Genomic DNA, 15,286 nt, shown 5'->3' on the forward strand with positions numbered 1-15,286 from the left:
TTCTGTCACGAATAACAAAATAACTGTCAGAGTTAATTTTGAAGGAATTGTGCCAACCAATTGGCTGATCTCTATGTGTTTGTTAAGGTGATGAGGTATTCTTAGTCGACTCGATAAGTTATCCATCTCACTCATTAACTTAAGATCGCTGAACATTGCGGGTACCCGATATGAAACTTGGTTTGACCTTGGCCCTAATCACTTGCTTATCAGCCTCCTTTGGTTGCATAGCAGGCAATGATAGACATGATGATCGCAATCAGCCTCGTAACCAAGGTGCGAAGAATGAGCAGCGCCGTCTAGCGGTCAATAGCCCTGATCAAGCGGTGGCAATGGCGCAACGACAATTTCAAGGCAAAGTATTGAGCGTACAATCCAGCGGATCGGGATATCGTATTAAAATCCTCAATAATGATGGCCAAGTATTTTCTGTTTCAGTAGATGCCGCAACGGGCCGAGTCTCGAGGAACTAACGATGCGATTGTTACTAGTTGAAGATGATATAGAACTACAGACTAACTTAAAGCAACATCTCCTCGATGCCCATTACAGTATCGATGTGGCGAGTGATGGTGAAGAAGGCTTATTTCAAGCGCTCGAATACAACTATGATGCAGCAATTATCGATGTCGGTTTACCTAAACTCGATGGTATCGCCTTGATCCGTAGCGTGCGTGAACAAAAACGCGACTTTCCTATCCTGATTTTAACCGCAAGGGACAGTTGGCAAGATAAGGTTGAAGGACTCGATGCCGGTGCCGACGACTATCTGACGAAACCTTTCCATCCCCAAGAACTCAGCGCACGACTAAAAGCCCTCATCCGTCGCTCCGCCGGCAAGGCCAGCCCCCTGATCTACAACGGCCCCTTTAGCCTTAACACCAGCAGTCTAGAAGTACGTAAAGGCGAAGAACTGGTTAATCTCAGTGGTTCTGAATACAAGCTATTCGAATTTTTTATGTTGCATCAAGGCGAAGTCAAATCAAAAACTGTACTCACAGAGCATATTTACGATCAGGATTTTGATTTAGATTCTAACGTCATCGAAGTCTTTATCCGCCGGTTACGCAAAAAACTCGACCCAGATAATCAATACAACTTAATTGAAACTCTGCGCGGCCAAGGTTATCGCCTAAAAGCGTTAACGTCCGGGCAAGCAGCCGATGAGTAAACGCGCCATGGCGTGGCAAGTGTTGAACTCCCTAAAAGCACGCTTAGTTGCCAGCGCGCTATTATTTATCTTAGTGTTATTACCCTTGATCGGCGTTGCCTTAAACGATGCCTTTACTGAACAAGTTAAAAGCGCAACCAAGAATGAACTCAGTGCCTATGTCTATTCGATTCTCGCGGTGACTGAAGTCGAAAACAAACAAATCTCCATCCCAGAGTTAGTGTTAGAGAATCGTTTTAACCTCATTCAATCAGGGCTGTATGCCATTGCAACCACTGAAGACGCCAGCGGCAAACAAGATATAGTGTGGCATTCGCAATCTTTTATGGGGATTACGCCACCGCCACATTTTACCATCCCAGCCACGGGTCAAAGCGCATTTGAGCAAATCGAGCTCGCCGATCAACTCCATTTGATTTATAGCTTTAGTGTCAGTTTTGCCAGCCAAAATCAAAACGTGCCTGTGACAATCCACATTATTAAAGACGAGCGAGAATTTCAGCAGCAAATTGATCAGTTTAATCAACAGCTTTGGACTTGGCTGCTGATCTTAATGTTAGTCATGTTAGTGTTTCAATTAAGTTGGTTACTGTGGACGTTACGGCCTTTAGCACGCTTTACCCAAGAGTTACATTCCGTCGAGCAAGGTAAATCGATGCAGCTAAGTAGCCAGTACCCCACTGAATTACAAGCGGTTGCTCGGCAGCTTAATATTTTGCTCAATACCGAACAAACCCAACGAAAACGCTATCGTAATGCCTTGGCCGACCTAGCCCATAGCCTCAAAACACCACTGGCGGTGATCAAGAGTCAGGCCGACTTAAGCGAATCCTCCAGTGAGCAAGTATCAGTGATCAGCCGGATCATTGGCCACCAGCTAAAACGCGCCCAAACTGCAGCGGCGGCCTCGTGGCATTTAGGTATTCGTGTCGATGAAGTCGCCGCTAAGTTATTACGCACCTTAGCTAAAATTTATCGAGAGCCACAAATCAATCTCAGCGGCGAGATGGTAGAACACGCAGTATTCAAGGGGGATGAAGCAGATCTGACTGAAATTCTAGGTAATTTACTCGACAACGCCTGTAAAGCCGCGAAGTCTACGGTGACATTAACGGTCACAGGCGATGCCTATCAACTGCTAATCTGTATCGAAGATGATGGCCCAGGGATCAGTGAAGCCCTGCAAAATCAAATCTTTGAACGTGGTATTCGCGCGGACTCCTACCTTCAAGGTAATGGTATTGGGCTTGCTATCGTGCGCGATTTAGTCGACAGCTATAACGGCAGAATTTCTGTCTCTCGTTCAGAAACCTTAGGTGGTGCCAAATTTAGCATCAGCTTTGCACACTCAGTTTAAGTCTTTATTTTCAATTTGATAGATTTATTACTTCTCTTAAAACTTGGATATAGATAAATATTTAACCGCAAAACACTTTCAGCTTATGTTCATATTCACACGCCTAATATGCCCATAACATCCTCGAACAGGATTATTGGAGCAAACCATGAACAGACTACATCGATGGAATTGGCTAGTGTTAACGGCGGCATTAGTGGCCTTGCCTTTCACTACCACAGCCCAAGCTGCGGGCGTATCTGTGAGCCAAGGATCGAGCACAGCGGCAAGCCAAGCCGAACTCGAACAAATGCTGGCGCCTATTGCCCTGTATCCCGATAGCTTACTGACCCACATACTTATCGCTTCAACTTATCCACTCGAAATAGTGCAGGCACAGCGTTGGTTAACCCAGCGCCCCAAATCATCGATCGACCAAATTATGTCGCAAGCCGAAGATCAGGACTGGGACCCGAGCGTCAAAGCCTTGCTGGCCTTCCCGACTCTGCTGCAAAAAATGAGTGAAGATCTCGAATGGACTCAAAGACTCGGTGAAGCCTTCTTAGAAGATGAAGGCCAAGTGATGAACAGCATTCAGTCCCTAAGACAACAGGCTGATAAAGCGAATAGCTTAGCAGACATGGATAACATGGCAATTACCCGCGCCAACAATCAGATCATCATAGAACCCGCTAAGCGAGAAATCGTCTACGTCCCCTATTACGATCCACGCGTGGTTTACGGCACATGGCGTTGGGGTGTGGCTTATCCTCCTGTATATTGGGAATTTGGCGGCTATGCTGGCTATCCCTATCGTCCGAGTCATAACCATTTCTACTGGTCACCGGGCATCCATATTTCCTTTAACTACTTCTTCAGTTCGTTCCACTGGCACAACCATAAAGTGGTGGTGATCGACTATCGCCATTCACACCGATATCGCCCACGGGAAAGATACAGTGTTAGCCATGGCGCACAACCTTGGAAACATAAACCCGAACATAGACGCGGTGTGAGTTATCACAATCCAGTGGTGAAACAACGCTATTACCATGATGATAAATATCGCGGCAGAGATTCACACTCAAGCGGCAGTAAACAGCACTTCAATAGCCAATATTCGAAGTCTAAAGAACGCCAAGATACCCATAGTAATCTGGGTAATATGAGTAATCAGGGCAATAAAAGTCGTGATAATAAAGACTATCATAACGTCAGCCGTGAACGTGATAACCGCGCGCCGAGTTATCAGAAAACACAAGCCGAGTTAAAGGAACGTCGCTCCGCCCCTATGGTACAAACACCAACCCACAAGGAGCGTAATGACATGCAATCAAGACCCGTGCAGTCAAAGCCAATACCATCGAGGGAGCCGCAGCAAAGGCAATATCAAACTCGGGAGTCACAGCCGCGTAATGTCGATCAACAAAGGGCACAGTCACAAAGGCAAGAAAAACCAAGAACTATGACCCCAAGAGTTGAAACGCCACGACCTGAAACAAGACGTACAGAGCCACAACGGATTGAACAATCAAGACAAGCGGCGCCTAGACAACGCGAAGAAGTGAGAGTGAGACAAAGTGAGCCACGCCAAAATGCGCAAACCGCTCGCTCGGTAGAACATAACCAAGGTCGATCAACTCAAAGCCAAGAACGCCGTCATAGGGAATAATCCTGCTATGGCCGCAGTAACACAAAGAGCGCAGTTATCTGCGCTCTTTGTTTTTTAATCAGTTACTTTTAAATCACTTATTTTTAAACCGCTTAAAACTTCAAGGTCAAGGACTGACCTTCTCCCATTCCCTGCCACTCAACACTCAAATCCATAATCTCATTGAGAATATGATCAAAATCTGTTTGGTTAACAGTAGGAACGGCTAAGTCTCGACTGCTACAGGCTTGCTCTAACAGATAAATAAAGCCGTCATAGGTTGGCGTTTCACCCGACCACAGTAGCGACTGCAGGGTCTCAACTATGGATTCGGTTTGCCACACCTCCGTTTTATCAGCGATGGCGCGGGAGGTTTCATTATGCTCTAAGGTAAAGCTGATATCGGCGCCAGCTCTGATCTGCGAGAAGAAAGCGCCTTGAATATGCAGGCGTTTTTCAACCACATAGTGGATCATATCGTGAGGTGCTATACCTTGTTCTGGCATTTGGGTTTGGGTCGCACTACCGTCCATGCGCACACAGCGCAACTGGCCATAACGCTGAGTACCTTTAGTGAAGATGACTTGCATAAAACCATCCTTAGTATTTTGATTAACGCATGCATAATGCGAACTCAAGTATAGTCCAACTCTGCGCCAGCATTAGAAAAACAACAACACTCTGCCGTTATAAATTACGCTGGATAAAGCGGAAACACTCTTCTGCCGCTAAGGGTTTACTAAAGTAAAACCCTTGCACTAAGTCGCACCCCATACTCGACAATAATACCAATTGCGCCTCGTTTTCAACCCCTTCAGCGACCACAGTTAACCCCAATTCATGGGACATAGAAATAGTTGCAGCGCTAATGGCTGCATCGTTCGAGTCGGTCTCAATATCCTTCACAAAGGATCGGTCGAGCTTTAACCTGTCTAAGGGCAAGAGTTTCAAATAGGATAAAGAGGAATATCCTGTACCAAAATCATCGATAGCGAGCTCGATACCATGTTGGCGCAATTCCGCTAATAGGCGCGCATTCTGCTCAGGATATTGCATCGCCACACTCTCGGTAATCTCCAGCTCCAGTGCACCTTTGCCCAACTTATGCTTCACCAGCACATTGGTAATATCGGCGACTATCGTATCCTTACGGAGTTGATGCGCTGACAGATTCACTGCCATTCGCAACTCAGTGGCACCCGCTGCGCGCCAGACAGCAAGCTGCGCCATCGCCGTTTCTAATACCCATTGGCCAATTGGGATGATCATGTCGATCTCTTCGGCAATAGGAATAAAACGGTCAGGCGCTATCATGCCAAATTCGGGATGCTGCCAGCGCACAAGCGCTTCGACACTGACCACTTGCCCGCTTCTAATATCAATTTGTGGCTGATAATGCAGTCGTAATTCGTCGTTTGCTAACACTTGCCTCAGGCCCGTTTCAATATGCTGGCGCTCAGTGATCAAGGTGTTCATTGCCGCAGTAAAGAATTGATAGTTATTGCGTCCAGCCGCTTTTGCGCGGTACATGGCCATATCAGCATTTTTCATCAAAGCTTCAACACTGTCACCATCATTGGGAAATAAACTGATCCCTATACTTGGCGATGAATGTAATGCTTGATTATTAATCACATAGGTTTGACTCAAACCACTGCGCAGCGCCTCGGCTAAACTGGCCACTTCATCATGGTTCGTATCGGACAAGGCAACCACAAACTCATCGCCCCCCAAACGCGCCACAGTATCATTATCACCAACGATGTATTTCAAACGTCGGGCAACCTCTAGCAGCAGTTGATCGCCCACATGATGACCCAAGGTATCGTTGATATTTTTAAAGTGGTCCATGTCGATAAACATTACCGCTATTTGGCTGTGGGATACCAGAGCATCCTTAAACACCACTTCGAGGCGCGACTGCAAGCTCAGTCGATTAGGCAATAAGGTCAAAGAGTCATGATGGGCAAGGAAATGAATGCGTTCCTCACTGACTTTACGCTCACTGATATCGGTAAAGCTGCCAATATAGTGACTCACGGCACCAGAATCATCCCGCACCACAGACATCATCAACCATTTCGGGAAATCGTAGCCTTGTTTATGCCTATCCCAGACTTCACCTTGCCAGAAACCCGTTTGCTCGAGGGCAGCACGGACTTGAGAATCGATACTTTTATCCGTTCGTTCAGCCTCTATAAAACGGCAGTTTTTACCAATAATGTCCTCTCGGGAATAACCCGTGATCTGAGAAAATGCACTATTCACATCCACAATGATATCGTTGGCATCCATAATCGTGATGCCTTCACCACTCTGCTGAAATACTTGCGCCAAGAGATTTACCCGCGCAACGGTACGCTCCTGCTCGGTAATATCTTCGACAATAAACAAAATTAGCTGTTCACCATTAGCACCAGTAACTAAAGCCCCGTTGAGGCGCACCGCCACTAATTGGCCATTTTTATGTAAATAATGCTTCTGATAGGGGCCGTAACGGCGCGTCTGCTTTAAGCGCTCTAATTGCTCAGTTTCACTTAATTGATAACGCTTTGGGGTAAGATCCCAAGGATCAAGTTGATTAAGCTCATCGAGTGAATAACCCGTAATCGCTTGAAAGGCGGGGTTAATCGCCACAAATTGACCATCAACTAAACGTTTAAGCACATGCCCCACTGGGGCCTTATCAAATAGGTTTCGATATTTTTGCTCACTTTCGACCAAGGTAGCTTGAAAAGCCTGACGGCGAGCAATTTCCTTCGACAATGCCATGGTTTTTTCTGTCACTTTTTCGGCAATACGTTGGCGCTCGCCGGAGGAAACCAGTGTCATACCGCCCACGACCGCACAAGTGATAAATGCGAGCAGAAGCATCAGTAGCGATAAGCTAAAAGTATCGCCCATCAGTACCGCATAGGATTGATAAATCACTATATGCCAATGACGATCCGCTAACATCAAGTTTGCCTGAAAATACTGCCCAGTTTTATCGCTGAAGAGCTTACTGCTAAATTCGGGAAACGATTTTTGAGTATTGCTATAAAGTAAGGTACCGCCCGCACTCATATCTGTCAGTTGCCACTGCAACCCTTTTACACTATCAACATCATCAATAATGCCTTGCAAATCAATTACAGCTGAACAAAACCCTGAGATCTTACCCAATCGGTCAAAAGCAGGAGCAATGAGTAAAGTGCCACCAGGGCCATTGGGATCTTGTGCTAATTGAATCTTGGCTGTCATCACGGGTGCTAACGTCGCACGCACTTTTGCGATGGCTGCGGCTCGCGTCGGCTCACTATTGAGATCTAATCCCAAGGCCGCTTCGTTACCTATCTGCGGCTGAATATACATCACAGGGACTAGCCAACCATCAGTATTCGCCTGCCAGCCTTCGGGACGAGTCACTTTGTAGGAACCACCAACCACAGAACGAATGGATGCCTCAAAACTTTGCTGATCGGCTGCCGCCACAAGCGGTGACCAAGACCAAGCTCTAAAGCCATCCTTCATCAACATATTGCGTTTGCCAAACTGTACAAACTCATCCTCAGAAACCTGCTCGCTATTATCGAACAAGCTTGCTAAGGCAACAATTTGTTGGAGGTTAGCATCTTGAAAACTTTCAATATTGCTAATAATCGCATTAGATTGAACCAGAAACTTATCCTGCAACTGTTGGCGCTGATTCATATCTGAGTAGTAATAAATCCCCACGCAAAATAAAAAACCCACCAGTAAAGGCACACCCGTCTGAATGCGGCGAGAACGCCAAATAACTCGCTTATCAAATAACAACATAGTCAGAGGGATAAAAATCACGGCACCGAGCAAATCTCCAGTCCACCAATTTATTAAACTACCCAGTAAATCGGACTGTGGAATCGTACCGTTAATCACTAAGGAGAAATTGCCAAAAACAGTCGCTACAGTACAAGTTAAAGCTAAACTCAAGCAGGATTTAATGACGGCGTTAGGATTATCTAGGGTGAATAAATGATCGACTCGTCCAAGAACATAGGCAGAAAGCACTGCCTGTATAGATGAGCCAATTGAAATCGCAAAGGGCAACCACCCCCAATGGATATGTCCGCTGATGTTGAGATTAATCAACAAAGAACCAATGAACACGCCAATCCAAGGCGCATATTCTTTCCATAAAACACAAGCGGCAATGGCAATACCTGCGGCAGGCCAAATTGCAGCAGAATATCCAGGCGGCAAAGCAATCATCAAACCAATTTTACCTACAATAACGTAAGCTAAGGCGATGAAAATGTTTACCTTAAGGTATGGGATAAATGACTTTATGTGTAGTCCTTCATGCTGATGCACTTCGAGAATTGAGAAGCATCATGCCCTACTCACAGGCTCAATCTCAAGCACATATCAGGGGCGAGATAAGTTCACAGTTTAATAATCGGTTTATCTAATGTAAATAGCGTAAATGACTGACACAATCACTCATTTAACGTGATGTTTTTATTTGGGATGCCGATCTCAAATGTACTTAATCACACAGCCAAACTTGGCGAACCCAATCTTGCGACAAACAAGCTAACCCATCAAGACAACTATCGGCAACATTAGCCCCGCCATAGAAGTTAAGCTTAGTCTTTTTGCGGGTAAAGCTAACATGTTTATAGGGGCTATAATCAACTCAATGACACCACAAGCAAATCAACTTTAGTCAAAATGAATAAATGAGAGGCTTCACAATTTTTTATTTTATGAGAACAAAATCAGTTTAAATACTGTTAATCTTGTAAAACTAAAGATCTAATTTGGTTTTAATTAAGGTTTTTTTAATACTAAAGCCCTTTTACTACGGGGATCCGCTTTCATTCAATAGCCGCTTCTTGGTATCCTCCTGCCGCATAAAAAAGTTACATGCTGAATATTTTTTGTTCTGCCAACTGACTCCTTTTCCCGTTCAGCCGGACTCATTAATTGAAATTAGCTCTTAGCCAATTCATTGTTGAAAGATTGAACCTAACTATTCGGCTTTCAACCTTTAGCATGACAAATCTAACCCTGTTTTTCGGGTTATTGTTTGTGCTGCCTATTGCTGACGTTTTATCCGTGTTGATCGGCGGTTGTGTCGATATTAGTGAATTAATCAGCCTCAGCAATGGCTTTTTAGCCGAGTTTATCGGCGCTAGTTTGCTCAGCCTGTTATTACTCAATCCCCTCGTTATTCTGCAGTTATGGCATTTAATCGACTGCTGCTTCAAATTTTTCAATCATCTCGATTTAACTAACGCTTCACTTTTTTTAGCCCCCCCAAGGCTAAAATCCCTCGAACATACCGCCCACGGTTGTCGCGCTCCGCCATTTTAACCCTCTGTTTTTAAATTCAAATTAAGCATTAAGCGCTGAAAGCTGATCTTCGATTTGCCTCGGAATGGCGGCACATTATTGTGTCATACCTCTTGGGTCTCAGGATTTGCGCTCAGATAACGCCGCTTAGTGCGACTGCCGGTTAACGCTTGGCAGAGTTGTAAACCTTAGGGTTAGAGGAATCTTCCTTTGTTAATTCGAAAATTAAGTAAAGCAGCAATCGCGGCAGTAGCACTCATGCTCGCGGGTTGTGATGGCGGTGTGTTGGACCCTAAGGGCCAAATCGGTATCGATGAAAAACACCTGATTATCGTCGCCACCCTACTCATGCTCATTGTCGTTATCCCTGTGATTGCCATGACATTGTACTTCGCGTGGAAATACCGCGATGGCCGTGATCAGGAAATCTATGCGCCTAAATGGGCACACTCAACGGCGATTGAAACCGTAGTGTGGATAGTGCCGATTGTGATCGTGATAGTGCTCGGTGTAATCACTTGGGGTTCGACACATGATCTTGATCCATATAAACCTTTAGAACACGAAGCGAAACCCGTCACGGTTGAAGTAGTGTCGCTGGACTGGAAATGGTTATTCATTTATCCAGAACAAGGCGTGGCATCGGTCAATGAGTTGGCGTTCCCAGCCAATGTGCCGGTGAACTTTAAGATCACCTCTGACACTGCGATGAACTCCTTTTTCATCCCTCAGTTAGGCAGCCAGATTTATTCTATGGCGGGCATGACCACTAAGTTGCATTTGATCGCTAACGAGCCCGGCACCTTCGACGGTATTTCGGCTAACTACAGCGGCGCCGGATTTGCGGGCATGAAGTTTAAAGCGATTGCCACTCAGACACCTGCCGACTTCGAGGCATGGGTTGCCAAGTTAAAACAACAGGGCAAGACATTGGACTCAGCGGCCTATGCCACACTGGCTAAACCGAGTGAATACAATCCGGTTGAATACTTTGGCTCAGTGAGCAAAGGGATGTTTGACCAAATCGTGATGCAGTACATGCACATGGACTCACATGAGGGCATGAAACACATGGGCACTGAGCACACATCTGACATGGCAGACATGAAAGGTATGCACGACATGGCACATATGGCAGGCGAACACGCGATGGAAAATACACAGAACATGGCCGACATGGATAGCTCAGCACCTTCTGTACCGTCATCAACACAGGATTCATCCACAGAACCTTCATCATTAGAGCACTCATCCACTCACAAAGTGGAGGCGGAGTAATCATGTCATTTCTCGGTAAATTAAGCTTAGATGCGATTCCGTATCACGAGCCCATCATCATGGTGACCCTAGCGGTCGTCGCTGTGGTAGGTTTGTATATCGCAGCCTTGATCACTAAACACAAAAAATGGAGTGTACTCTGGAATAATTGGTTAACTTCAGTTGACCATAAACGCCTCGGTATCATGTACATAGTGTTGGCTTTAGTGATGCTCATTCGTGGCTTCTCCGATGCCATTATGATGCGTACCCAGCAAGCACTCGCCACCAACGGCGCCGCAGGTTATCTGCCGCCAGAACATTACGACCAGATCTTCACAGCCCACGGCGTGATCATGATTATCTTTATGGCGATGCCATTTATGATAGGTCTAATGAACTTAGTAGTGCCGCTGCAGATTGGCGCACGCGACGTTGCCTTCCCCTTCTTGAACAACCTCAGTTTCTGGCTGACCGCCTCTGGCGCTGTGCTGATCAATATTTCATTGGGTTTAGGTGAATTTGCTAAGACAGGTTGGGTGGCGTATCCCCCCCTCTCAGAGCTGGCTTACAGTCCGGGGGTTGGAGTCGATTACTATATCTGGGCACTGCAAATTTCAGGCATAGGGACAACCTTAACCGGGGTGAACTTTATCGCCACCGTACTGAAGATGCGCGCCCCCGGCATGAAGCTGATGCAAATGCCAATCTTCACTTGGACTTGTACTTGGGCGAACATTTTGATCGTCGCGTCATTCCCTATCTTAACCGCCGTGTTAGCCATGTTAACGCTCGACCGTTACATGGATTTCCACTTCTTCACCAATGACGGTGGCGGTAACGCCATGATGTATATCAACCTATTTTGGGCGTGGGGGCATCCTGAAGTTTACATCCTGATTTTGCCTGCTTTTGGTATTTTCTCCGAGGTGATCTCAACCTTTACGGCTAAGCGTTTGTTCGGTTACACCTCTATGGTGTGGGCGAGCGGTGCGATTTCAATTTTAGGTTTCATCGTTTGGTTACACCACTTCTTCACTATGGGCTCAAGTGCCAACGTCAACGCCTTCTTCGGGGTGATGACTATGGTGATTGCGGTTCCAACCGGGGTGAAACTGTTTAACTGGTTGTTCACTATCTACCGTGGCCGCCTAAGGTTAACTGTACCTGTGTTGTGGACGCTAGGCTTTATGGTGACTTTCACCATAGGCGGTATGACAGGTGTGCTATTAGCCTTACCGGGAGCCGATTACGTTCTACATAACAGTTTGTTTTTAATCGCGCATTTCCATAACACTATTATTGGTGGTGCGGTATTTGGTTACTTAGCTGGCTTTGCTTACTGGTTCCCGAAAGCGACAGGTTTCCACTTGAATGAACGTTTAGGTAAAGCGTCATTCTGGTGCTGGCAAATCGGTTTCTACGTGGCCTTTATGCCGCTGTACGTATTAGGCTTTATGGGTATGACGCGCCGAATTAGTCATACGGATAACCCAGCATGGAACCTGTGGATCTACTTAGCCGCAGTGGGTGCTTGCATCATCATGGTCGGTATCATTCTGCAGTTTATCCAACTGTACGTGAGTATCCGTGACCGCGACCAAAACCGCGATACTACGGGCGATCCATGGAATGGCCATACTTTAGAGTGGTCAACCGCTTCTCCACCCCAGTTCTATAACTTCGCTAAGCTGCCACAGGTTGCTGATATCGATGCCTTTACCGATGCGAAAGAAAAAGGCTTGGCTTATCAAGGCCTCAAACACTATCAGCCAATCCATATGCCGAAAAATACCTCAAGCGGTATCTTAATGGCGCTGGGGATCACTGCCGCGGGTTTTGCCGCTATTTGGCACATTCTCTGGTTAGCCATTGTGGGCTTAGTGGGCGCGTTTATCGTGTTCTTATTCCGTGCCTATAACAATGACGTCGACTATTACGTGCAACCCGATGAAGTGGCTCGCATTGAAAATGCCCACTTAAACAATGTAGTAAGGGGCTGATATGAGTATTGCAATCCCAGCAGATTTAGAAGTAGCTCACGCAGAAGATCATCACGAACACCATGATACGAGTGGCAACACTCTGTTTGGTTTTTGGATTTACCTGATGACCGACTGCATTTTGTTTGCCTCGGTTTTCGCAACCTATGCTGTGCTCTACATGAACACGGACGGTGGCGTTTCGGGTAAAGACATTTTCGAATTGGACTTTGTGCTGATCGAAACTGCCGCCCTGCTCGTTAGTAGTATTACCTATGGCATGGCGCTGATTTTTGCTAAACGCCATAACAAAGCCGCGACCTTGGCTTGGTTACTCGTCACCTTCGCCCTCGGTTGTGTGTTTATCGGGATGGAAGTCTATGAGTTCCATCACCTGATTGAACACGGCAATGGCCCACAGCGTAGCGCTTTCCTGTCGTCCTTCTTCACCCTTGTCGGTATGCACGGCTTGCACGTGACCGCAGGTCTGATTTGGATGGCGATCATGATGATTGAAGTGGCGAAAACCGGTTTAGGTCATCGCAGCATCACCCGCCTGAGCTGCTTAAGCCTGTTCTGGCATTTCCTCGACATAGTGTGGATTTGTGTATTCACGGTCGTGTATTTATTGGGAGCACTGTAATGAGCGCACATAGTCATACTGATAAGCATAGCCATGGCACTGACGATCTGGCCGCGAGCATTAAGTCATATCTAATGGGCTTTGTGCTGTCAGTGGTATTAACCGCCATTCCATTTTGGGCCGTAATGACCCATCACTTCGAGAAAGCGACCACCCTTAGCTTAGTGCTAGTGATGGCGATAGTGCAGATAGTGGTACATCTTAAGTACTTCTTGCACTTAGATTTCTCGAAAGAAGGCAAAGTGAATACCTTCTCCTTCCTGTTTACCGCCCTGATTATTGTCATGGTCGTCGGCCTGTCGGTGTGGATCATACTCGAAGCCAACGCTTTGATGATGTAACGAGAAACAGTCTATGCAAACACAAGACAGATTTATGTCACCGCAATGGAAAGCACGCTTCAAAGGGTATGTGCAGGTTACTAAGCCTGGCATCATTTTCGGGAATCTGATTTCCGTTGCTGGCGGTTTTTTATTAGCCGCCAAAGGCGACGTAAATTTGGTCTTGATGCTGGCGAGCTTAGTAGGATTGTCCTTGGTTGTAGCCTCGGGCTGCGCTGTCAATAACTGTATTGACCGTGATATCGACGCCAAGATGCAGCGAACCTGCAAACGCGTAACCGTCACGGGCGAAATTGCCGTGGGTAACGTACTCGCGTTTGGACTCGCCTTAGGCGTGTTGGGCTTTAGCATCTTAGCCTTGTTTACCAATGCATTAGCCCTGCTATTTGCCGTTATTGGTTACATCGTTTATGTGGGGGTTTATAGCCTCTACATGAAACGTAACTCAGTATATGGCACTTTGGTTGGCAGCTTCTCGGGTGCAGTACCGCCCGTGGTTGGCTATTGCAGTGTGACAGGGCAAATGGACATGGGCGCAGCTATTTTGCTGTTGATGTTCAGTTTATGGCAGATGCCACATTCTTACGCCATCGCGATTTTCCGTTTTAATGACTATGCGGCAGCCAATATTCCTGTGCTGCCGGTTGCAGAAGGCATGACCAAAGCAAAACTGCATATCGTGCTTTATATTGCCGTGTTCGCCTTAGTCAGTGCACTGTTGCCACTCGCGGGTTACACAGGTATCGCCTTTATGGCGGTCACCTGTGCCACTAGTCTGTGGTGGCTTGCCATGGCATTAAAAGGTTATCGCCACGGCGTCGACATGCACCGCTGGGCTCGCCAAGTGTTTGGTTTTTCAATCATCACTATTACGGCGCTCAGTGTGACTATGGCGCTCGACTTCCAAGTCGTGAGTCAGGCGCCACTGCTCACCTTAGTGAAGTAAATCCTAAGCTTTCAGCTAGTTGCCTAGTCCTGAAATAAGTTGATAATAAAAAGCGCTAACCTAAATTAGCGCTTTTTTTCTCCCTTAAAACAGCCCCTGATGTATCACCTTTAGGTGAATAGCATTCGCCACCACATGCCTGGCAGGCTAGTAAAGCCTGTCGTATAGTGTTTTAACTCGCCATCTTTAAAGATCATAATGGTTGGCGTCGCCTGCAATGACCAATCACGGGCAATCTTGCTGTCACTATCATTAATAGTGTCAAAGCCATAGCCTTGATGCTGAAGATATTTTCTCAGTTTCACATCCTCCCCCGAATTCATGGCAACCGTCACCACGGGGTAATAGGCCGACATTTGATTGACCGCCGGACTGACAAAATTACACACAGGGCACCAAGTGCCCCAGAAGTACACTAATACCGCCTGATCTTGGCTTAACTTAGCAATATCAAGCGCTTCCCCAGCCAACGTCGTCCCTTGGAGCTGCGGCAAATTATCCCGCGGGATATCTTTGCCGCGCCAGATGTCCATCACGCTGGTCACGATAAGGGCAATGAGCAGCCAAAGTGCCAGCTGCTTAGTCCAGCCCAATATGCGTTTAGGTAAAGATATCGAAACCTGTTCGGCGCTCATATTTT

Annotated in this window: 13 protein-coding genes; 10 read left to right on the forward strand and 3 right to left on the reverse strand. The window is 46.5% G+C overall.

Going from position 1 to position 15,286, the window contains the following annotated elements; all coding sequences use genetic code 11:
- The first annotated feature begins 170 nt into the window (after positions 1-170).
- The 4 genes from RA178_RS21445 (at position 171) to RA178_RS21460 (ending at position 4,179) form a co-directional block, all read left to right on the forward strand.
- Positions 171-473 (forward strand): PepSY domain-containing protein, encoded by a 303-nt coding sequence (locus tag RA178_RS21445; protein WP_105250671.1) that lies wholly within the window; start codon positions 171-173, stop codon positions 471-473.
- A 2-nt stretch (positions 474-475) separates the two neighbouring features.
- Positions 476-1,171: a response regulator transcription factor gene (locus RA178_RS21450; RefSeq protein ID WP_306683821.1), complete on the forward strand. Its 696-nt coding sequence runs from the start codon at positions 476-478 to the stop codon at positions 1,169-1,171.
- On the forward strand, positions 1,164-2,528 hold the full coding sequence (locus RA178_RS21455) for an ATP-binding protein (protein ID WP_105250673.1): 1,365 nt from the start codon (positions 1,164-1,166) through the stop codon (positions 2,526-2,528). The genes RA178_RS21450 and RA178_RS21455 overlap by 8 nt, the downstream gene beginning before the upstream one ends.
- 148 nt (positions 2,529-2,676) lie before the next feature.
- A complete protein-coding gene (locus RA178_RS21460; RefSeq protein ID WP_306683824.1) occupies positions 2,677-4,179 on the forward strand; it encodes a DUF3300 domain-containing protein in 1,503 nt (500 codons plus the stop codon).
- 92 nt (positions 4,180-4,271) lie between these two features.
- On the opposite strand, the gene RA178_RS21465 is transcribed toward RA178_RS21460, so the two are convergent.
- On the reverse strand, positions 4,272-4,748 hold the full coding sequence (locus tag RA178_RS21465) for a cytoplasmic protein (RefSeq protein WP_113940220.1): 477 nt from the start codon (positions 4,746-4,748) through the stop codon (positions 4,272-4,274).
- Positions 4,749-4,845: 97 nt separating this feature from the next.
- The gene (locus RA178_RS21470; protein WP_306683826.1) at positions 4,846-8,493 is read right to left on the reverse strand and encodes an EAL domain-containing protein; all 3,648 of its coding nucleotides are present in this window, start codon (positions 8,491-8,493) and stop codon (positions 4,846-4,848) included.
- A gap of 615 nt (positions 8,494-9,108) precedes the next feature.
- On the opposite strand from RA178_RS21470, the gene RA178_RS21475 reads away from it, so the two are divergent.
- The 6 genes from RA178_RS21475 to cyoE all read left to right on the forward strand — a co-directional run bounded on the left by RA178_RS21475 (position 9,109) and on the right by cyoE (position 14,646).
- A complete protein-coding gene (locus tag RA178_RS21475) occupies positions 9,109-9,498 on the forward strand; it encodes a hypothetical protein (protein ID WP_198572438.1) in 390 nt (129 codons plus the stop codon).
- Between the two features lie 189 nt (positions 9,499-9,687).
- A complete protein-coding gene (gene cyoA / locus RA178_RS21480; RefSeq protein WP_306683827.1) occupies positions 9,688-10,755 on the forward strand; it encodes a ubiquinol oxidase subunit II in 1,068 nt (355 codons plus the stop codon).
- Positions 10,756-10,757: 2 nt separating this feature from the next.
- Positions 10,758-12,737 (forward strand): cytochrome o ubiquinol oxidase subunit I, encoded by a 1,980-nt coding sequence (cyoB, locus tag RA178_RS21485; protein ID WP_173248333.1) that lies wholly within the window; start codon positions 10,758-10,760, stop codon positions 12,735-12,737.
- A 1-nt stretch (position 12,738) separates the two neighbouring features.
- A complete protein-coding gene (cyoC, locus tag RA178_RS21490; protein WP_011787513.1) occupies positions 12,739-13,359 on the forward strand; it encodes a cytochrome o ubiquinol oxidase subunit III in 621 nt (206 codons plus the stop codon).
- A complete protein-coding gene (cyoD, locus tag RA178_RS21495; RefSeq protein WP_168826283.1) occupies positions 13,359-13,700 on the forward strand; it encodes a cytochrome o ubiquinol oxidase subunit IV in 342 nt (113 codons plus the stop codon). Before cyoC ends, cyoD begins: the two co-directional genes overlap by 1 nt.
- 13 nt (positions 13,701-13,713) lie before the next feature.
- Positions 13,714-14,646 (forward strand): heme o synthase, encoded by a 933-nt coding sequence (gene cyoE, locus RA178_RS21500; RefSeq protein ID WP_263141405.1) that lies wholly within the window; start codon positions 13,714-13,716, stop codon positions 14,644-14,646.
- Between the two features lie 110 nt (positions 14,647-14,756).
- Here the strand turns inward: cyoE and RA178_RS21505 are convergent, their stop codons facing one another.
- Positions 14,757-15,281 carry a protein disulfide oxidoreductase gene (locus RA178_RS21505; protein WP_306683832.1) on the reverse strand — a complete coding sequence of 175 codons (525 nt, stop codon included), beginning with the start codon at positions 15,279-15,281 and terminating at the stop codon, positions 14,757-14,759.
- Between the last annotated feature and the right edge of the window lie 5 nt (positions 15,282-15,286).

The organism is Shewanella oncorhynchi, assembly GCF_030848765.1.
GTDB classification, from domain to species: domain Bacteria; phylum Pseudomonadota; class Gammaproteobacteria; order Enterobacterales; family Shewanellaceae; genus Shewanella; species Shewanella oncorhynchi.

Excerpts from the sequence above, each read along its gene's own strand:
- cyoC (WP_011787513.1), top strand. The coding sequence starts at position 12,739 with ATGAGTATTGCAATCCCAGCAGATTTAGAAGTAGCTCACGCAGAAGAT.
- RA178_RS21505 (WP_306683832.1), bottom strand. The coding sequence starts at position 15,281 with ATGAGCGCCGAACAGGTTTCGATATCTTTACCTAAACGCATATTGGGC.
- RA178_RS21460 (WP_306683824.1), top strand. The coding sequence starts at position 2,677 with ATGAACAGACTACATCGATGGAATTGGCTAGTGTTAACGGCGGCATTA.
- cyoD (WP_168826283.1), top strand. The coding sequence starts at position 13,359 with ATGAGCGCACATAGTCATACTGATAAGCATAGCCATGGCACTGACGAT.
- RA178_RS21465 (WP_113940220.1), bottom strand. The coding sequence starts at position 4,748 with ATGCAAGTCATCTTCACTAAAGGTACTCAGCGTTATGGCCAGTTGCGC.
- cyoE (WP_263141405.1), top strand. The coding sequence starts at position 13,714 with ATGCAAACACAAGACAGATTTATGTCACCGCAATGGAAAGCACGCTTC.
- cyoB (WP_173248333.1), top strand. The coding sequence starts at position 10,758 with ATGTCATTTCTCGGTAAATTAAGCTTAGATGCGATTCCGTATCACGAG.
- RA178_RS21455 (WP_105250673.1), top strand. The coding sequence starts at position 1,164 with ATGAGTAAACGCGCCATGGCGTGGCAAGTGTTGAACTCCCTAAAAGCA.
- RA178_RS21445 (WP_105250671.1), top strand. The coding sequence starts at position 171 with ATGAAACTTGGTTTGACCTTGGCCCTAATCACTTGCTTATCAGCCTCC.
- RA178_RS21450 (WP_306683821.1), top strand. The coding sequence starts at position 476 with ATGCGATTGTTACTAGTTGAAGATGATATAGAACTACAGACTAACTTA.